Annotated in this window: 14 protein-coding genes and 2 tRNA genes; 10 read left to right on the top strand and 6 right to left on the bottom strand. The window is 61.4% G+C overall.

Annotated elements, in window-relative coordinates; all coding sequences use genetic code 11:
- Window positions 1-33 precede the first annotated feature (33 nt).
- Entirely contained in the window at window positions 34-2,595 is a 2,562-nt protein-coding gene (locus tag ALTERO38_RS12845; protein ID WP_159968636.1) for a YdbH domain-containing protein, read from the bottom strand.
- A gap of 558 nt (window positions 2,596-3,153) precedes the next feature.
- Here ALTERO38_RS12845 and ALTERO38_RS12840 point away from each other — a divergent pair.
- Window positions 3,154-3,507, top strand: a complete 354-nt coding sequence (locus ALTERO38_RS12840) for a tetratricopeptide repeat protein (protein ID WP_234484500.1) — start codon at window positions 3,154-3,156, stop codon at window positions 3,505-3,507.
- A gap of 79 nt (window positions 3,508-3,586) precedes the next feature.
- Window positions 3,587-5,059: a DNA recombination protein RmuC gene (rmuC, locus tag ALTERO38_RS12835; protein WP_159968635.1), complete on the top strand. Its 1,473-nt coding sequence runs from the start codon at window positions 3,587-3,589 to the stop codon at window positions 5,057-5,059.
- 12 nt (window positions 5,060-5,071) lie between these two features.
- On the opposite strand, the gene ALTERO38_RS12830 is transcribed toward rmuC, so the two are convergent.
- Window positions 5,072-6,316 carry an MgtC/SapB family protein gene (locus ALTERO38_RS12830; RefSeq protein ID WP_159968634.1) on the bottom strand — a complete coding sequence of 415 codons (1,245 nt, stop codon included), beginning with the start codon at window positions 6,314-6,316 and terminating at the stop codon, window positions 5,072-5,074.
- Window positions 6,317-6,398: 82 nt separating this feature from the next.
- Window positions 6,399-9,869, bottom strand: a complete 3,471-nt coding sequence (locus tag ALTERO38_RS12825; RefSeq protein WP_159968633.1) for a PAS domain-containing hybrid sensor histidine kinase/response regulator — start codon at window positions 9,867-9,869, stop codon at window positions 6,399-6,401.
- A gap of 517 nt (window positions 9,870-10,386) precedes the next feature.
- Between ALTERO38_RS12825 and ALTERO38_RS12820 the strand changes: the two genes are divergently transcribed.
- The 5 genes from ALTERO38_RS12820 to ALTERO38_RS12800 all read left to right on the top strand — a co-directional run bounded on the left by ALTERO38_RS12820 (window position 10,387) and on the right by ALTERO38_RS12800 (window position 14,644).
- Window positions 10,387-10,953 carry a GNAT family N-acetyltransferase gene (locus ALTERO38_RS12820; RefSeq protein ID WP_159968632.1) on the top strand — a complete coding sequence of 189 codons (567 nt, stop codon included), beginning with the start codon at window positions 10,387-10,389 and terminating at the stop codon, window positions 10,951-10,953.
- Between the two features lie 223 nt (window positions 10,954-11,176).
- Window positions 11,177-11,890, top strand: coding sequence for an AzlC family ABC transporter permease (locus ALTERO38_RS12815; protein ID WP_102834718.1), 714 nt, complete (start codon window positions 11,177-11,179; stop codon window positions 11,888-11,890).
- The gene (locus ALTERO38_RS12810) at window positions 11,890-12,216 is read left to right on the top strand and encodes an AzlD domain-containing protein (RefSeq protein WP_148924801.1); all 327 of its coding nucleotides are present in this window, start codon (window positions 11,890-11,892) and stop codon (window positions 12,214-12,216) included. Before ALTERO38_RS12815 ends, ALTERO38_RS12810 begins: the two co-directional genes overlap by 1 nt.
- A 97-nt stretch (window positions 12,217-12,313) precedes the next feature.
- Entirely contained in the window at window positions 12,314-14,191 is a 1,878-nt protein-coding gene (locus tag ALTERO38_RS12805; protein ID WP_159968631.1) for an MFS transporter, read from the top strand.
- A 126-nt stretch (window positions 14,192-14,317) separates the two neighbouring features.
- Window positions 14,318-14,644: a thioredoxin family protein gene (locus ALTERO38_RS12800; RefSeq protein WP_148924803.1), complete on the top strand. Its 327-nt coding sequence runs from the start codon at window positions 14,318-14,320 to the stop codon at window positions 14,642-14,644.
- A gap of 86 nt (window positions 14,645-14,730) precedes the next feature.
- Here the strand turns inward: ALTERO38_RS12800 and ALTERO38_RS12795 are convergent, their stop codons facing one another.
- The 3 genes from ALTERO38_RS12795 to rdgC all read right to left on the bottom strand — a co-directional run bounded on the left by ALTERO38_RS12795 (window position 14,731) and on the right by rdgC (window position 17,836).
- Window positions 14,731-16,008: a hypothetical protein gene (locus ALTERO38_RS12795; RefSeq protein ID WP_159968630.1), complete on the bottom strand. Its 1,278-nt coding sequence runs from the start codon at window positions 16,006-16,008 to the stop codon at window positions 14,731-14,733.
- A gap of 413 nt (window positions 16,009-16,421) precedes the next feature.
- Entirely contained in the window at window positions 16,422-16,736 is a 315-nt protein-coding gene (gene sugE, locus ALTERO38_RS12790; protein ID WP_102834713.1) for a quaternary ammonium compound efflux SMR transporter SugE, read from the bottom strand.
- A 179-nt stretch (window positions 16,737-16,915) separates the two neighbouring features.
- Window positions 16,916-17,836: a recombination-associated protein RdgC gene (gene rdgC, locus ALTERO38_RS12785; RefSeq protein WP_159969703.1), complete on the bottom strand. Its 921-nt coding sequence runs from the start codon at window positions 17,834-17,836 to the stop codon at window positions 16,916-16,918.
- Between the two features lie 215 nt (window positions 17,837-18,051).
- Between rdgC and ALTERO38_RS12780 the strand changes: the two genes are divergently transcribed.
- The 3 genes from ALTERO38_RS12780 to ALTERO38_RS12770 all read left to right on the top strand — a co-directional run bounded on the left by ALTERO38_RS12780 (window position 18,052) and on the right by ALTERO38_RS12770 (window position 19,202).
- Window positions 18,052-18,127 (top strand) — tRNA-Val (locus ALTERO38_RS12780).
- A gap of 13 nt (window positions 18,128-18,140) precedes the next feature.
- Window positions 18,141-18,217: transfer RNA gene (locus tag ALTERO38_RS12775), tRNA-Asp, on the top strand.
- 232 nt (window positions 18,218-18,449) lie between these two features.
- Window positions 18,450-19,202: an FKBP-type peptidyl-prolyl cis-trans isomerase gene (locus tag ALTERO38_RS12770; protein WP_178114585.1), complete on the top strand. Its 753-nt coding sequence runs from the start codon at window positions 18,450-18,452 to the stop codon at window positions 19,200-19,202.
- Window positions 19,203-19,275: the final 73 nt, after the last annotated feature.

The raw sequence follows: 19,275 nt of genomic DNA, 5'->3' as shown, positions 1-19,275 counted from the left end.
GCATCTCCAGGTCGAGGACGGCGTTACAGTGCCTTATCTGAGGCGTTCCTGCACGCGCCGTTGAATGGTTTCGCTGACCCGGTCGGATAACTGAAGGCTGGTCAGCAGCGCTGGAATGTCTTCCTCCAGATTGATCGAGAAGTTGATCGGGCGGCCGCCTTCCAGTGCTGGGTTTCTTCCATGCAGTTTCAGTCCCAGGTCCAGCTTTCCGTCAGCGGCGTAATGTACGTCGCTGGCCAGAAGATCGTAGTGGAAGTCATCCAGTGCCTCGGTCACCAGGCGCATCGCCGGGTTGGCCTGCCCCAGGGCCTGGATCTTCGGCGAGCGGAATTGCAGCGCGCCTCCAGGTTCGCGCGCCTGCAGCGAGCCTTGCTCGATACTGATACCGGCTTCGCTGCGCTGCAGCTGCAGTTCTCCATCGATCACGCCAGTGCCGGTGAGTCCCTCGGCAGGATAGGCTTCGAGCAACAAAGGCAATTGCAGGCCGCGCAGATGGGCATGCAATTGTTGGGTACCTGCCGCGAGGTCGGCCGCGCCTGGTTCCAGCCATAGGCGACCACCGAGCAGCCGCACCTCGGCGGTACTCCAGGCCAGGCGCCCCTGAGCGAGCGTATCGAGCGAGGCCGCGTATTCGCCGGCAAAGCGCAGGGGGCCAAAGGTAAAGCCGGGATTGGCTTCACGCAGCGTCAGTTCGGACACGTCCAGCCGCAGTTGATTGCGCCGCAGGACGGCTGACAGCTCAGCATCGAGCCCACTGAGTTCGGTGCGGTCGTAAATACCCCCCAGCCCCTTTGCGCTGAGCTTGGCCGTTGCCGCAAGTGCGCCGCTGCCGGGCAGGTTGAGTTGCGCCTGGGCCTGCATGCGGCCGTTGTTGAGTTCCAGCAGTGGCGGCCAATCGGCGAGGCTCGCGGCCAGCGGATTGCCAGCACGCAGGAACAGCTCCGGCAGGGTGACATTGAGTCGAGTCGCGCTGTCCACCCGGGTATGGGTCAGCTTCAACGGCAGGCTGATTCCGGCGTCGTTGCTCAGCGGGCCGTCGAGCGAAATCTGGGACTGGTCCGCATTGAGCGTGCCGCTCCAGCGCCAGCCCTGAGGACGCAACGCGGGCTGCTTCACTTCACCGGCGGTTACGGCTGTTTTTCCAGTGACCGCCAAACTCTGAATCTGACCATCGCTGAAGCTTGCCTCAGCGCCGAGCCCCGCCAGCTCCATCATCAGCGTGCTGGCTGCTAGGTCTGAGGCGGCTGTCAGGCTGTTCAGCCGTAGCTTCGAGCCTTTTTCCAGGCGAACGGTCGCGTCTTGTTGTGAAACCCGTCCGCTTAATCGCAGGTCCGCTTCGAAGCCTTTAAAGCTGAAGTCCGCCCCTGTGATCGCCGGGCTGCGCAGCTTGACCTGGGTGCGGTCAAAGGCTGCTGTATAGGGCGCAGCGGTTTGCAGTACCAGGTGCGTATCGAGCGTCATAGGCGAGGGACCGCTGGCAGCCAGCTGAACATTCAAGGGCAGCGTCTGGGGTGCCTCGTCATTCTGTGCCGGAACGATCTTGAGGCTGACGGCCCGTGGGCGCAGTGGGTCCGGCAATCCGGCGAACAGATCGGCGACCGGCTGCAGGGTGAGATCGCCGTTCAGTTCGGTTGGTATCCAGAGGCCGCCATCGGCACGAACGCTGAGGTCGACCTGACCCTGTACCTGGCCCAGGCCGACCACTGGCCATGGCGCCGGCAAATTGGCCGACAACCGCAGTTCGCCGTTCAGCGCTTTCCAATCCTGCGGCAGAGCCTGCGTGTCGATCTGCAGTGCCCAGCCTGCGCCGATCCGCATCTGCTCCGGCAGTGCCGGCAGCGCGGGCGGCGAATAAGCCACCCATTCACTTAGCCAATCCAGCAGCCAAGGCGCTTCCGGCAATTCGTTCATGGCCAATGTGCCGCGCCAGAGTGTCGAGTCGCTGTTTGCCGAAAGCTGGTTTTGCATGCTCAAGCGCTGCTGACCGTCGAGCTGGAGATCGAGATCCAGATGGGTGTCGCTGTCTTGCTCGTAGGCTTGCAGCTCCAGCGCCAGGTGGTGCGTCTGATGGTCCAGCTGCAGATCAAGCGTGGCGGGCAAGGGGGCGTGCTCGCCAAGCCTCCACGTCAGTTGCCCTTGAGCCTGGCAGGTTCCGCTTGCGCAGGGCACGGTCAGGTCCAGCGAGTCGATCTGTGCTTGTCGCGGCAGCCAGGCTGACCAGTCGACCAGTTGATTAAAGTCGGGCAAAGAGAAGGGCGGGTTGTCATCGTTGCTCGACGGGGGCTGCCACTGCGCGTCGAGGCGCTTGATGCGCAGTGACTGCAGCGGCAGCAATTGCCAACCGTCTGCAAAGTCGAGCCGTAGTTCATCGAGAAATACTGCGAGCCGCTCGTCGGCTGATGGCTGTCTGACAAGGACAATCTGTCGCACGGCAAGGTGGCTGAGTGTCAGGCGCGGTCCGCTCACCTCAAGCGTGACGATCCCGAGGTCACGCTTCAACTGCTGCCAGCGAAAGCCTGCGTAAAACCCGAACCCAATGATGAGTAGAGTCAGGCCGGCAACCGCCCAGACGAGGATTGTCCGCCGCTTTGTCATGACCCGTTCCGCTGAAAATCGATGCTCTAGCATAGGCCGGTCATGGCGCGCTTGCGACCGGCCCCGATGCGTGTTCGGCGAGACTGATCTTCACTTGGAAAGTTCCCAGGAAATCAGCGGCAAGGCCAGGAACAGCGCTCTGGCGGGCGTTTGGAGAGGGCTGCGCCAAACTTGTGCACATCTGCCAGCATGCCTTGTCAAGCGCTTATGACAATCTGTCGCAAACCAAGCGGAAGCTTATGTCTTCAATAACTAATTGAAAAATAAGCATATTTTGCGTTGTCGAAAAAAACGCCAGTTTAACTCGAGCCCACTAACCATAGGCTCTAGGGGATTTTGTAACCTGTTTGCCCACAGACTTATCCACAGCTTCTGTGGATTAAAAAATTGTGTGAACCAGATCGTGTATTTCCGATTTTTTCAAGACTTTAACTCTGTGAAAAAAGGAGTAGAGTGCGCGCCCTTGTTCCCCCGAACCATTCGGTGACCATGAGAACGCGTCCACTCGCCTCGAGCCCGCTCGAGAGCACATCATCTTCTCCACGCCTGCCGATGCGCATGGCGTTGTGGCTGCTGGACAGCCAGCGTCTAGGACAGACCAAGAGTGTTAAACGTATCGCGGGTCGGATGCTCAAGCAGCCGGCACTCGAAGGTGTAGTTGAAGCACAGAGCCGACTGGGACGCTTGCTCTGTCATGACTGCGACAGCCAGCGTGATCGCCGCATCGGTTTCGAACTGCTGCGCCAGGCAGCAAGAGCCGGCGACCGTCAGGCCCAGCTCGAGCTCGGTCAGCTTTACTGTCAGGGGCAGCACCGCGAGCTGTCCAAAGCGCGCCACTGGCTGGAACAGGCAGCGGCCCAAGGCTCGGCCGAAGCCTCGCGCATCCTTTTGCGGCTGCCGGCCAAGCGCTAGATTCGGCGTCGCAGACGGGCCGGCCTGACCTGTACGGGCTGGCTGGCTATACTGCCGGGCAGTTCAGTCGGAGCCGTACATGCCTCTCGATCCCCTCTATCTAGCAGCCGGTCTCGGTGCCCTCTGTTTATTACTCGCCGTCGTCACGTTGTCACTGCAACGGCGCCTGTCCCTGCAGCGGGCTGAGCTTTCGTTGCTGGACGAGCGGCTGAGTCAGGCGGTCATGGCGCAGGAAGGCCTCGGCGCGCAGCTGGAAACCAGTCGTCAGGAGCAGGCCGACCTGCATGAGGCCCGGGCGGCGCTGCAGGCGGAAGCCGCCGTGCTGCGGCGGGAAACCGAATGGCTGCAGGCTCAGCGCCTAGAAACCCGCGAAACCCTTGATGACCTGCAGGCCGAGCGCGATGCTCAGCAAGCCGAGCTGCGCGCGCTGAGCGCCGCTCACGCCGGGGTTACAGCCGAATTGAACGAACAGCAGAAAACCCACGAGCAGCGCCTGGAAGATCTTCAGGGTGCGCGCGATGAATTGCGTGCGCAGTTTGCCGAGCTGGCGGGCAAGATCTTCGAGGAGCGCGAGCAGCGTTTTGCCGAGACCAGCCATGAGCGGCTTGGGCAGCTGCTCGATCCGCTTAGAGAACGAATTCAGTCATTCGAGAAGCGCGTCGAGGAGAGCTACCAGAACGAGGCGCGTGAGCGCTTTTCCCTGGCCAAGGAGCTGGAGCGGTTGCAGCAGCTCAATCAGCGCCTCGGTGATGAAGCGACCAACCTGACTCGCGCGCTGCAGGGGCAGAAGACTCAGGGCAACTGGGGCGAGTTGATCCTTGAGCGGGTGCTTGAGCATGCCGGCCTCGAAAAAGGCCGCGAATACCATACTCAGGTCAGTCTCAAGAGCTCCGATGGCGAACGCTTTCAGCCCGACGTCCTGATTCAGCTGCCCGGCGACAAGCAGGTCGTGGTGGATGCCAAGGTCAGCCTGACCGCCTACCAGGCGATGATCAGCGCCGAGGATGAAAGCAGCCGTGTGCTTGCACTCAAGCAGCACGTGCTGTCGCTGCGTAACCATCTAAAGGGCTTGTCGCTCAAGGACTATCAGCGGCTTGGGGGGCTACAGAGTCTGGATTTCGTCCTGCTTTTCGTGCCGATCGAAGCTGCGTTCGCGGCGGCGTTGCAAGGCGACCCGGAGCTGTTTCAGGAGGCCTACAGCAAGCACATTGTGATCGTCAGCCCGACGACGTTGCTGGCGACGCTACGGGTGATCGACAGCCTCTGGCGCCAGGAGCGACAGAGCCAGAACGCCCGCGAAATTGCCGAGCGTGCTGGGGCGCTCTACGACAAGTTCGCGGCGTTCATTCAGGATCTGGACGAAATCGGCAGCCGCCTGCAGCAACTTGACAAGGCTTACCTCGGCGCGCGCAACAAGCTCACCGACGGGCGCGGCAATCTGGTGAGCCGCGCCGAACAGCTCAAGTTGTTGGGTGCACGGGCGAGCAAGCGCCTGCCGGCCGACTGGCTCGAGCGCGCCGGGGCCGAGGCGCCGCTGGAGGCCGAGGAATAGCGCGCGTCTCTGTCACAGCAGCCACAGCACTCCCAGGCCGGCGAGAAGACCGCTGAGCATGAACGGCAAGGTCAGCAGCGCCAGGGTACGCCCTCCGATAAAGACGATCAGGCCGCCCTTGACTAGGCTGTTGCTCAGCGCGGCGAGAAAGATTCCCTGCACCGCGACCTGCTCCGCCAGGTCGGTCCGGGCGCTGTTGGCCAGTGACAGGGTGATGGCATCCACATCAGTCAGCCCTGACAACAGGGAAACCAGATAGACCCCCGCATCGCCAAGCCCTCGTTGCGCGGCTTCGACGAGGAACAGGATGAGTACTAACAGGCCAGCAAAACGCAGCGCGGGGCCAAGTTCGAAGGGGTTCTTCAAGGGCGGCTCGGCGGTGTTGTCGTGCTGCTGACCGGCGCGCAAGTAGTAAAACAACGCACCGGCGGCGTAGATCAGACCGGCCGTCAGCATCGGCGCAAGCAATGCCGGTAGCAACGCCCGATTGACCACCCCGACTTCCAGCAGCACCCGCGGGAACATCAGCGCCGAGGTTGCCAGAAGACCGGCGGCCAAGGCATGGCGCATTTTCCCTGAGTCCAGTCGAGCAAGGGTGATGGTCATCGCCGTGGATGAAACAATGCCGCCCAGCAGCGCCGTGACCATCAATCCGTGTCGGGTGCCCAGCAGACGGATGGCGACATAGGCGGCAAAGCCAATGCCGGCGATCAGCACCACCATCCACCAGGTGGTGTAGGGGTTGAAAGCTTGCCAGGGTCCATAACCCTGATTGGGTAGCGCTGGCAGCAGCACCACGGAAATGAACAGCAGTTTCAGTACGCCGCTCAGTTCGGCCTCGTTGAGCTTGTGCAGCGCGCCGTGTAGACGCGCTTTCAGGCTCAACAGCAGCGCTACGACGATCGCCACGGAGGCGGCCAGCAAGCGACTCTCCGCTACCGCGAGGCTGCCCAGCAGGAAGGTCAGCAGCAGCGCCATCTCGGTGGTCATGCCGTGGTCGCTGTTGGTGCGGGATTCGATTACATAGCCGGCAATCGTCAACAGGGCCAGTACGACGAACATTGCAATCCAGGCGGGCATACCGAAGTGACTGGCGCTCAGTGCAGCCAAGCCGCCGAACAGTCCTGCCAGGCCGAAGGTGCGAATGCCGGCCATCTCCTGGCCTTCCTGGTCACCGCCGCTCCAGCTTCGTTCCGTACCGATCAGCAGGCCCACGCCGAGAGCGGTTGCCAGGTTCAACAGTAATTCGAGGGTCATGGGCAAAGGCCGTCAGCAACTTCTGATGACATCAGTCTAGCCGTCTCGCTGCCGCGGCGGCTTGCGCTGGCGCAACGCGGCATCAATGCAGCGGAACGTGACGGCTCATCAGTGCGCGCAGCGCGGCAGGCTTGACCGGCTTAGGGAGAAAATCCAGTCCCGCCGCGTGGATCGCGGCGATCAGCTCCGGGCGCCCGTCTGCGCTGATCACCACTCCGGGCACCGGCTCGCCTAGGCGGGTACGCAGCCAGGCCATCAGCTCCGAACCTGTCTCACCGTGGTCCAGGTGGTAGTCGACCAGCACCAGTTGCGGACGCACATCCTCGCGCAGCAACGCCTCGCATTCGGCCCGGTTACTGGCCGTCCAGACCTGGCAGCCCCAGCGTGACAACAGGCTGTTCATCCCCACCAGGATGCTGTCTTCGTTGTCGATGCAGAGCACCTGAATGCCGGTCAGGGCGGTTTGCTGCGCTTCGCCTTTGCCGTTGCCGGTAGCCTGTCGCAGCACTTGGCTGGCGATTGGCACGGTCACGCTGAATACGCTGCCTTTGCCGGGCCAGGAGTGAACCGCAAGTGGATGATTGAGCACCTGGCAGAAGCCGTCCGCAATCGCCAGACCCAGTCCGAGCCCTTTCTCGGCGCGCGTCTGATGGCTGTCCAGCCGTTTGAATTCTTCGAAGATCACGCGCAGTTTGTCCTCGGCGATGCCCGGGCCGTGGTCCCACACCTCAAGACGTAACGAGGAGCCCTGGCGACGCACTCCCAGCACCACGCGGCCTTTGGCGTAACGGAAGGCGTTGGTGAGGAAGTTTTGCAGCACTCGGCGCAGCAGGCGGATATCGCTGTCGACCCGCAAACGACTGCCATGCACCCTGAAGTCGACGCCCTGTTCGGCGGCAAGCATGGTGAACTCCGTGGACAGGGTGTCGAACAGGGTCGCCAGCGGGAAGGGGTTGCGGTCGGGTGTGATGCGACCGTTTTCCAGCCGCGAGATATCGAGCAGATCGGAGATGAGGTCCTCGGCAGAGCGCAGGGAGCTGTCCAGATGACGCACCAGTTCCCGCGCTTCTACCGGCAGGGCGTCGTGCTGGTGCGACAGCGCGGCGGAAAACAGCCGCGCCGCGTTCAGGGGCTGCATCAGGTCATGACTGACTGCGGCAAGGAAGCGTGTCTTCGACTGGCTGGCGGCCTCGGCCGCACTCTTAGCGGCCGTCAGCGCCTTGTTCAGTTTGGACAGTTCCTGCGTGCGTTCGCTGACGCGCTGTTCGAGGCCTTCATTGGCTTCTTTCAGGGCACGTTCGGCGTCACGGTAGGCGGTGATGTCGCTGAAGCTCATGACGAAGCCGCCACCGGGCATGGGGTTGCCGATCAGCTCGACCACCCGGCCGTTGGGGAAGGTGCGCTCCGAGGTGTGCGCACGGCCCTGACGCATCCAGTAAAGCCGCTTGGCTACGTGCGTATCGGCATCACCGGGACCGCAAAGGCCCCGTTCGGCGTTGTAGCGGATGATGTCGGCGATCGGGCGGCCGATGTAGACCAGCCCGTCCGGGTACTCGAACATTTCCAGATAGCGGTGGTTCCAGGCCACCAGCCGCAGCGACTGGTCGACCACGCTGATGCCCTGGGTAATGTTCTCGATTGCTCCTTGCAGCAGTGCGCGGTTGAACTGCAGCACCTCGGAGGCTTCGCCGACGATGCGCACCACGTCATCAACCTGCATGTCGCGGCCTTCCAGCGCAGCCTTGACTACGGCACGGGTGGACGAGGCGCCCAGTACCCCGGCCAGCAGTCGTTCGGTATGGGCGATCCATTGGCCGTCAGCCTGCTGCCGGGGTGAATAGTCGTGACCGTGACGCCGGGCGAAGCGCTGGAAGCTGAGTTCGGCGCGCTCGGCACCAACGAAACGCGAGGCCAGCAAGAGCAGGTCCTCCACCTGCACGGCAAGCAGCCGGCGGGTGCTCGCGGTGGAGTGAATTTCCTGACCGATGAAACGGCTGGCCTGCCAGTGTTCGGCGACGCGCGTCTGCGACAGGATGGACACCCAGAAGAACAGCGTCGCGTTGCCCACCAGCGACAGGGTGACGCCAAGCGTCAGCGCGCTGGTGTTGAATGGCAGATCGGCTGTGTACATCCACTGCAGGCCGGGGAACATTTCCAGCGGCCAGCCGAGCAGCGGCAGGATCAGGGTGTAAATCCAGATCAATCCGCCCGCAGTGAGGCCGGCAAACACACCGCGGCGGTTAGCCTGCTTCCAGTACAGGGCGCCGACCATGGCTGGTGCCAACTGAGTGAGCGCGGCAAAGGCGATCTGGCCGATGGTCGCCAGGCTCGCGTTGGAGCCCAGCAGGCGATAGCTGACATAAGCCAGCAGCAGGATCGCGACGATGCTGATCCGGCGCACCGAGAGCATCCAGTGGCGGAACACTTCAAACGGCTGTTCGGCTTCCTTGCGACGCAGCAACCAGGGCAGCAGCATGTCGTTGGAGACCATGGTCGACAGCGCCACGCTGGCCACGATGACCATGCCGGTCGCCGCTGACGCCCCGCCAATGAAGGCGAGCAGGGCCAGGGCTGGATGCGATTCTGCCAGCGGCAGGCTGATCACGAAGGAGTCCGGGCTGACGCCGCTGGGCAACAGCAACTGACCCGCAAGGGCGATCGGGATGACGAACACGGCGGCCAGCACCAGATACAGCGGGAATACCCAGCGGGCCAGGCGGAAGTCGCGCGGTTCGATGTTTTCCACCACCGTCACGTGAAACTGGCGTGGAAGGCAAACGATCGCCATCAGCGCGACGGTGGTCTGCACCATCATGGCCGGCCAGTTCACCGTCTCCTGCCAAAAGGCCGAGAGTTCGGGGGCGTCGTGGGCGCGGTTGAACAAGTCGCCGAAACCATCGAACAGGCCAAAGGTGACAAAGGCGCCGATCGCGAGAAAGGCAAACAGCTTGACCAATGCCTCGAAAGCAATAGCCAGGACCATGCCGCGGTGGTGCTCGGTCACGTCCAGGTTGCGAGTGCCGAACAGAATGGTGAACAGCGCCAGCACCATCGATACGATCAGCGCGGTGTCCTGCGCGCCGGAGCCGGCTGCGGCCTCGCCTTCATTGCCCACCAGCAGGTTCACGCCAAGGACGATGCCCTTGAGCTGCAGTGCGATGTAGGGCAGCACGCCGACCAGACAGATAAGCGTCACCACCACCGCCAGCGGCTGCGACTTGCCGTAGCGCGCCGCAATAAAGTCGGCAATCGAAGTGATGTTTTCCTGCTTGCTGATCATGATCATCTTCTGGATGACCTGAGGCGCCAGCAGCATCAGCAGAATCGGGCCAAGGTAGATCGGCAAGAAGGCCCAGAGTTGTTCAGCCGCCTGGCCGACCGCGCCGAAAAAGGTCCAGCTGGTGCAATAGACCGCCAGCGACAGGCTATAAACCCAGGCACGAACCCGCGGCGACAACTGGCTGCGGTTGCGATCGCCGTAGAAGGCAATGGCAAACAGCACGGCCATATAAGTGAGGGCGACCAGCGCAATCAGCCCACCGGACAACGACATGCGAACTCCAGATACACATAAATCAAGCGGGCTTCAGCCTGGCCATTTCTGCCGGGTGGTCGAGTCATGCCGGGTCGGGCAGCACTCACATTTGCCAGTAGCCGGCCTGGTCACTCGAGCTGCGTTCAGGCGCAGCCGATAGATGGGAGGCTACCGGGATAGTGCTTGGGTGCTGCTCATACTCTGCAGGTTTCGGATGGCCGGAATTACCGCTCATTGATAGTTGAATGGGTAAAGTTTCGCAGTAAAACGGGGCGGCGTGTTGCGGCTGCGACCATGGTCGCATGAGCGCGACAAGTATGATTGGATCCGCCGCAAAGCCCTGCGATAGACAACCTGCTTGGTCATAGTGGCAATTTGCAGAGTCAGTACCGCGCGATTGCCGTTGAGCAGGAGCGAGCCACCGAGGCGCACGTCCGCTTGGTCGTGCCGCGCTGGTCATTCATGCTCGACACACTTACCGTCGCCGCTGAGATAACAGCAGCGCCTCATTCCATCCATGTCAGGAGAAACCGCGATGTTCATGCCAGGGCCAGTCACCTTGCAGCGGGGAGCGCTGCGGTTGGAGCCGCTGGTGGACGCCGATATCCCGGCCCTGGTCGAACTGGCCAACCACAACCGCGACGAACTGATCTACCTGTGCGGGCCCTTGCGCCCCGACTGGTATCGCCTGGCGCTTGCCGAGCAGGACCAGGGTCGTGCCGTGGTCTTCACCCTGCGCATGGCCGGACGCATTGTTGGCACCACCCGCTTTGCTGATTTCAATCCTTCGCTGCCAGCCGCAGAACTGGGCTGGACCTGGCTGGACAAGGCCGAGCATGGCAGCGGCCTCAATACTGCGATCAAATACCTGTTGCTCAAGCATGCCTTCGAGGACTGGCAGCTAGTGCGTCTGCAGCTGAAAACCGCGGTGAGCAATCTGCGCTCCCAGCGCGCCATCGAAAAGCTCGGAGCCCAGCGGGAGGGGCTTTTGCGCAATCACCGCCGCCTCGCCGACGGCCGCCTGGATGACACCGCGCTGTACAGCATCACCGACCGCGATTGGCCGTCCGTCAAGCGTTTGCTGGAGACCGGCATGCGTTGAACCCTAGCTGGCCGACCGAGTTCGGTTCGACTTTTGGATTTCGGCCGGTATCAACACCTCAGGTGCCGGCCATCGCCCTCGGGCCTCGACTTGGGGTAATGTTGGGCCCCTCCAGAAGCGCTGCTTCAGCGTTCATCCGCCTGTCTTCAACCTTCCCTATGCTCCGGCCACGACGGCGGTGCGTAGCTCATCATCGTTTGCGGTGCATACCTAAGGAGCCCCGATGTCCCGCTCGCAAGAGTTCTTGCACGGTTGCCGCGATATTCTGCCGCTTATCGTCGGCGCGATTCCCTTCGGCATCATTTTCGGAACCCTGGCCATAGGTGCCGGGCTGTCCGGCTGGCAGGCCATGGGCATGTCTGCCCTGGTCTTCGCCGGCTCGGCGCAGTTCATTGCCATCACCTTGATCACCGGTGGCGTTGGGGCAGCGGTGGTGCTGCTCACGACCTTCGTCGTCAATCTGCGCCACGCGCTCTACAGCGCCTCGATGCAGCCCTTCGTTCGACACCTTCCTGGCCGTTGGCGTGTGCCGCTGGCGTTCTGGCTGACCGATGAAGCTTTCGCCGTGATCCAGCATCGATATGCGCGCGATGACGCTTCGCCGCACAAGCACTGGTTCTTCTTCGGTGCTGCGCTGACCATGTACCTGAGCTGGCAGCTGGCGACACTGGCCGGTATCGCCTTTGGCCAAGCTGTGCCAAACGTTGCCAGTTGGGGCTTGGACTTCGCCATGATCGCCACCTTTATCGGCATCGCCGTACCCATGATGCGCACCCGCCCGCAGGTGGCATCAGCGCTGGTCGCAGCGGTCGTCGCGCTGTTGACCTGGGAGCTGCCCTACAAGCTCGGTCTGATCGCCGCCGCGCTGGCGGGCATTGTCGTGGGTGTCTGGTTGGAGCGCCGGGCCGAGCGGCAGCTTCAAACGGAGGTGTGCTGATGCAGATCTGGCTACTTATTCTCGGAATGTTGGCGATCACCTTTCTGACTCGATTCAGCTTCTTCGCCTGGCCCAACCTGCGCTTTCCACGCCTGGTGGAGCAGGGGCTGCATTACGTGCCGGTCGCGGTGCTGACCGCCATCGTGGTGCCAGGAATGCTGATGCCAGCAGGCGAATGGTGGCTGGACTGGCGTAACGCCTATCTGTTGGCGGGCGTGCTGTCGATCCTGATCGCGGCCCTCAGCCGAAATCTGCTGGCGACCATCGCGGGCGGGTTGCTGGCCTTCTTTCTGTTGCGCTGGGCGTTCGGGCAGTTGCCGCTGTGACGTATCGCCCAGTCCGCGACACGCGCGTGGCAGTGCTGTGCCTTTGCCGGACCCTGGAGGCTCAAATAGCCAACATGTTTTCCATGGAAGCGGATCGATGACCAAGCCTCATTCCCAGTTCACTCTGTTCGGTAAGCGGCGCTTCCTGCCGTTCTTCCTGACGCAACTGTCGGGGGCCTTCAACGACAATCTGTTCAAGCAGGCGCTGATCCTGGCGATCCTCTACAAGATCGGCACGAATGCTGACAGCAGCCTGCTGATCAACCTGTGCGCGCTGCTGTTCATCCTGCCGTTCTTCCTTTTCTCGGCGCTGGGCGGCCAGCTTGGCGAGAAATACGCCAAGGAGCGACTGATCCGGGCAATCAAAGCCGGTGAGATTTTCATCATGCTCGCTGGCGGCGCGGGCATGCTGCTCGGCAACCTGCCGTTGCTGCTGGCCGTGCTGTTCTGCATGGGCACCCAGTCCGCGCTGTTCGGGCCGGTCAAATATTCCGTATTGCCCAAGCTGCTCGAGGATCACGAGCTGGTCGGTGGCAACGCGCTGGTGGAGATGGGCACTTTTCTGGCCATTCTTGCTGGCACCATCACGGCTGGCGTCATGATGGCCACCGACGGGTATGCGCAGCTGATAGCAGGCAGCGTGTTACTGGTAGCGGTTGCCGGCTATCTCGCCAGCCGAGCCGTGCCTGCGACCGGTGCGTCCTTACCGACACTCGAGATGGACTGGAATCTGTTTCGTCAGACCGGCGCGATCCTGCGCATGGGCCTGGGACAGCGCCTCTCGGTGTCGCGCTCGCTGATTGGTAACTCCTGGTTCTGGTTTCTCGGCGCGACCTATCTGACGCAGATCCCGGCGTATTCGAAGGATCTGCTGCATGGCGATGAAACCGTCGTCACGCTGATCCTGACGGTCTTCTCGGTGGGCATCGCCCTCGGTTCGCTGCTCTGCGAACGGCTCTCCGGCCACAAGGTCGAGATCGGCCTGGTGCCGTTCGGCTCTTTTGGTCTGACGCTGTTCGGTCTGCTGCTGTGGTGGTGTTCGGGCGACTTTCCGCAGGCTGCAGTGCCTCACGACTGGCTAACGCTGCTGAGTATCGGGCAGGCCTGGTGGATTCTCGCCTCGGTGCTGGGGATCGGTGTATTCGGCGGATTTTATATCGTGCCGCTGTATGCGCTCATTCAGTCGCGCACCGCTGAGCACGAGCGGGCGCGGGTGGTGGCGGCAAACAATATTCTCAATGCGCTGCTGATGGTCATTTCTGCGATTGTGGCGATCTTGCTGCTGAGTGTCGTGGGGCTGTCGATTCCGCAGCTGTTTCTCGTGGTGTCGCTGATGAACGTGGCCGTGAGCGCCTATATCTTCAGCATCGTGCCGGAATTCAGCATGCGCTTCATGGTCTGGCTGCTCGGCCACTCCATGTATAGGATGCGCCAGCAAGGACTTGATGCGATCCCAGATGAGGGGCCGGCGGTACTGGTCTGCAACCACGTGTCCTTCGTTGATGCGCTGTTGATTGCCGGGGCGGTGCGCCGACCCGTTCGCTTCGTGATGTACTACAAGATCTTCCGCATCCCTGTGTTGAACTTCATCTTTCGCACGGCAGGCGCAGTGCCCATCGCTGCGCGACACGAAGACGAGACGATCTACACCCAGGCGTTTGAGCGCGTCAGTCGCTACCTCAGCAATGGCGAAGTGGTGTGCATCTTCCCCGAAGGCAAGCTCACCACCGACGGCGAGATCAACGAGTTCAAGGCGGGAGTCGAGCGCATCCTCGAGGCCAATCCTGTGCCCGTGGTGCCGATGGCCCTGCGAGGGCTGTGGGGCAGCTTTTTCAGTCGCGATCCGGATAAAGGCTTCTTCCGGCGGATCTGGTCGCAGGTAGATCTGGTCGCCAGTTCGCCTGTCGCCGCCAGCGAAGCCAGTCGTGAGCAGCTACAGGCGCAAGTCAGTCTGTTACGTGGCGACCGGCGCTAGGCAGCAAGTGTCTGCATTCAGGGCACCAAGGGTTAAGGCGTCATGCATCTCAGCGTGCTCAAGCAAGGGCATGGATCGCTCGCGTCGAGTCGGGGTCGATTAAGAGAACAGGATCGGAGATGAAGCATGGCCGACTTATACAAGACAGAAACCATCACACGTTCCGAGGTCGATTCGCTGGACGGGATAACAGTGCTCGACTTTGGCACCAATTGGTGCGGGCATTGCCGTTCCGCGGAGCCGCATGTCGAGCGGGCGCTGGCTGATTTTCCGCAGGTCAACCACATCAAGATCGAAGATGGCCAGGGGCGGCCGCTCGGGCGCAGCTACCGGGTCAAATTATGGCCAACGCTGGTATTCGTCCGCCTTGGGCAGGAATTGTCGCGGGTGGTGCGGCCGACGAGTGCTGATGCGGTAAGGGAAGCCGCAGCCAAGGCTGCCGGTCAGGTTTGATCTGAACCGTTCGGTTACGGCATTCCAGCAGTCTGTGGCGTACCGAAGGTGTGTGGCGGCCGACCTGGGACCGGCCGCCATACACATTACTGTTGAGTCACGGTGGCCATGTTGCCAGAACCCATCTGCGACACGATTGCCGAGTCGCCCATGCTGCTCTGGGTCAGCATCGCCTGGTTGCCGACACCACCCTGCATGACCTGCGCCAGATTGGCTTCGCCCGTCTGTGTCAGGCTGACCTCGTTGTCTGAGCCGTAGATCTGCTGAATGTCAGCCACGTTGAGGTCGCCGCCCTGCAGGACATCCACGCGGTTGTTGTCGCCGTAGCTGGAGCCGGTCAGCTCGTTGCCATTTCCGGTTTGGGTCACGGTGAGCAGGTTGTCGGTGCCGTCCTGGGCGAAATCGATCAGGTGATCGGTGCCTTGCTGAGTGATATAGGCCTCGTTGTATTCACCAGCCTGCTGCAGCGAAGCGGTTTGCATGCTGCCGTCTTGATCGACGATGGCATAGTTGTTGTCCCCGGTTTGCTCGGTGCTGGCGGTGTTTCCATCGCCTACCTGGAAGATGTCGGCGCTGTTTGCGGTGCCGTCCTGGTAGATCGATGCGGTCTGCAGCGAGCCGCTCTGGTCGATGTAGGCTTCGTTCTGCAGTCCGTTGGACTCGATATCTGCGCTGTGATCGGTGCCTCCCTGCGTAACGGACGCGACCTGCAGATCACCTTGCTGGTCGATATCGGCGATGGAGTCAGAGGCGTTCATCTGGTAGACGGTCGCTTCGTTGCCGTTGCCTTCCTGATTGACCACGCCATCATTGCGCGCGCCGCCTTCCTGCCAGACCAGCGAGACGTTCTCATTGCCGACCTGGCGCTGCTCCGAAACGCTTAGCTCTGTGCTGCTCTGAATGGACTCGGCAAAGTTGTCGCTGCCGTCCTGGTCGATCACGGCGGTGCTCAGGTCAGCGGCGGTCTGTTCGGTGTATGCCGTGTTGAAGCTGCCCTGCTGGTACTGGCGGGCGGTGGCGCCGAAGGAGTCGCTCTGAATGATGCTCGCGTCATGGTTCTCGCCGTCCTGCAGCTGGATTGCTTCACTCTGCTCGGTCGTGGTCTGGACGATGTCAGCGAAGTTCTGGTTGCCTGCCTGGGTTTGCACGGCGTCGGACATTGTGGCCCCGGTCTGGGTCACCATGCCGTCGTTGGCCTCGCCGGTCTGGGCCTGATAGGAAATGTTGTCCTGACCGCCAGTCTGGGTGACTTCCACAATGTTGTCCGCACCGGACTGATTCTGTTCTGCGCTATTGTCTGCGGCGTGTGCCTGGGTGGCCAGAATCGCGATGATGGCGGCTGCGAGGGGCTTGCACTTGAACATTTAATCTCTCCATGGATTTTGTATGCGTGTCGCTCCTGACTGGGCGGCTGCGCAGGTCTGCTAGGCGGCAGCTACTGCGAATCAGTCCTGGAGCTTCATCAATCCTAGAAGTTGGTCGTGACAGATAAATGTCGATTCGCTTGTTTATCGACGCTTTTATGACGAGCGGTATGGTTGGGAGCTCGTGCAGAGGCTTGTTCCTAAGCTCTCTGTGGTGGACGGCCTCTATGCTTGGGCATCTGCCTCGGTATTACGCGGCGGGGAGTCGCTAGCGGCAGCGTCATGTCGCAACGCTTCAGCCGCGGCATTGGGTGGCTGGGAAGCGGCCGTATTGACTGGCCCGGCCCGCGGGGGCATATCCCGCCAGTGCTGTTGTATCCGACCGGTCTCTGTCGCCAGTCGTCCTGGTGCATTCAATGACTGAGCTTCAGGCCAAGCAGGCCAATGCAGATCAGCAGCACGCTACCCAGACGAAGCAGGCTCATCGATTCGCCGAACAGGATGATGCCGGCGATCACCGTTCCAACTGCGCCCACCCCGGTCCACACGGCATAGGCGGTGCCCAGTGGCAACGTTTTCATGGCGAGCCCGAGCAGGCCCAGACTAGCGGCCATTGCCGCAATGGTCAGCAGCGTGGGAAGGGGACGGGTGAAGCCATCGGTGTATTTCAGCCCGACAGCCCAGCCGATTTCGAACAGGCCGGCAAGAAACAGAATGATCCAGGACATATGCACCTCGGCAGGACGGTGATTGGGTGGGGCCGTCCCCGGTGAGTGGTGCAGCCTGAGGTCGTCCTCAGCTGGCGCTATTGTCCACGATGCGATGGTCCGGGCAATGGGCCCGGCCCGGTTCGGCATATCAACGTGCGTCTAAGCCGCCAGTCTCAACCGGCGGCGCACAAGGCCGATCAGATGCCCTGCGGAATCTCCTCACCACCCAGGGCTTCGAACAGCGCCGGGAGGAACTCCTTGAAGGTCAGCATCATCAGCAAGAAGCTGGCGTCCTGCTGGCCGAGGTCGTCGTCGCCACCGTCCTGCTCGGCCTGATCCTGCAGCAGCTCTTCGAAGCGCAGACGCTTGATCACCATCTTGTCATCCAGCACGAAGGACAGCTTGTCCTGCCAGCCCAGCGACAGCTGCGTCACCTGCTTGCCGACTTCCAGGTGCTGTTGGATTTCATCGCTGGTGAGGTCCTGGCGCTTGCAGCGCACAACGCCGCCATCTTCATGGGTATCGCGCAGCTCGCACTCGTCGAGGACAAAGAAGTCGTCCGCGGCTTTCTGCGTCTTGACCCAGTCGGTCATGGTGGCCGATGGGGCAATTTTCACGGTCAGCGGGCGAACCGGTAGCGAACCAATGGCTTCACGCAGCGTGGAAAGCAGATCTTCGGCGCGCTTCGGGCTGGAAGCATCCACCAGGATCAGACCTTGCTCCGGCGCGATGGCTGCGAAGGTACCGGACTTGCGAATGAATGCGCGAGGCAGGAAAGCCTGGATGATGTCGTCCTTGAGCTGCTCGCGCTCCTTCTTGTAGACCTTGCGCATCTGCTCGTTTTCGATCTCGTCTACCTTTTCCTTCAGCGCGTCCTTGACCACGCTGCCGGGCAGGATGCGCTCCTCCTTGCGGGTGGAGATCAGCAGAAAGCCCTGGCTGGCATGTACCAGCGGTGCATCCTCACCTTTGCCGAAGGGCGCGACGAAACCGTAGGTGCTGAGTTCCTGGCTGGCGCAGGGGCGCGCGGGCTTGGCGGCCAATGCGGTTTCAAGTGTCTCGACATCGAAAGGGACGTTCTGGGTGAGACGGTAGACGAGCAGGTTGCGAAACCACATGGCGATTTGAAACTCCGGTAAAAGCAAAGCGCGCATTATTCCCCTCCGGCGAACGCAGGCCAACCCTGCGCAAGGGCAATGCCGATGGAAACCACAAAAACGCCCCTTAAACCGAGGGATTCCTAAGTCTTTGTAAGTTCTTCAATTTTTTTTTCAAAAGGGGGTTGCCAAGGTCCAGATCCATCTCTAGAATGCGCCCCACTTCGAGAGCAAACGGGTGATTAGCTCAGCTGGGAGAGCATCTGCCTTACAAGCAGAGGGTCGGCGGTTCGATCCCGTCATCACCCACCACTCGAGGTTTAGCGCAGCGGTAGTTCAGTCGGTTAGAATACCGGCCTGTCACGCCGGGGGTCGCGGGTTCGAGTCCCGTCCGCTGCGCCAAATTTGCCATCAAGGACCACTGAACGCCTTGATAGCTCGAAAAAAGCGACCTTAGGGTCGCTTTTTTTTGTCCTCGATTTTTCCCTTCATCTGTTTCGTCGTTTCGTGCGGCACTTCTGTGCTTTTCACTGTCTTTACCTATTAGCGCGGTGTGCTCGGTAGCCACTGCCCGAGCTCGCTGCTAAGCTCCGGCAATGTTTTTGCACCACTTCTTGGGTAATAAGGAAACAGAATGAGACCTCAACGTTTGGCGTCGGCGATAGCCCTGGTTGGCCTGGTCCTGGCGGGCTGTGATTCGGAAACCAGCGCTAAGCTGGAAACGCCGGCGCAGAAAGCCTCCTACGGCATCGGCCTGAATATGGGCAAGAGCCTGGCGCAGGAAGGCCTGGCTGATCTGGATTCGACAGCCGTCGCGCAAGGCATCGATGATGCGCTCGGCAAGAAAGACCAGCAGCTGACCGATGAAGAACTGATGGAAGCCTTCGCTTACCTGCAGACTCGTGCCGAAGAGCGCATGGTCGAGATGAACAAGGAGGCGGTTAGCGCCGGCAAGAAGTTCCTCGAAGAAAATGCCAAGCGTGAAGGCGTGAAGACCACTGAGTCTGGCCTGCAGTATGAAGTGATCAAAGAATCCGACGGCGCCCAGCCGGGTCCGGACGATGTCGTCACTGTTCACTACGAAGGCACCCTGACTGACGGTACGGTCTTCGACAGCTCCATCAAGCGTGGCACGCCGATCGATCTGCCTGTTGGTGGCGTGATTCCAGGTTGGGTCGAAGGACTGCAACTGATGCACGTAGGTGAGAAGTACAAGCTGTATATTCCGAGCGAGCTTGCCTATGGCGAGCAGAGCCCGAGCCCGCTGATCCCGGCCAACTCCGTTCTGGTCTTCGACCTGGAGCTGCTGGGTATCAAAGACGAGAAGGCTGAGGCAACGCCTCCGCCGGAAGCGGTCGAAGAAGCTATCGAGGCGACCAAGGAGTAACTGCTCCGCGCCAACCAAACGCCCCGCAGATGCGGGGCGTTTTTGTTTTCAGAGTTGTCATGGTGTTCGAAAT

Source organism: Pseudomonas sp. 9Ag (assembly GCF_902506445.1).
GTDB classification, from domain to species: Bacteria; Pseudomonadota; Gammaproteobacteria; order Pseudomonadales; family Pseudomonadaceae; genus Stutzerimonas; species Stutzerimonas stutzeri_AB.
Note: the sequence above shows the minus strand (reverse complement) of the source record. Positions and strands in the feature narration are given on the sequence as shown.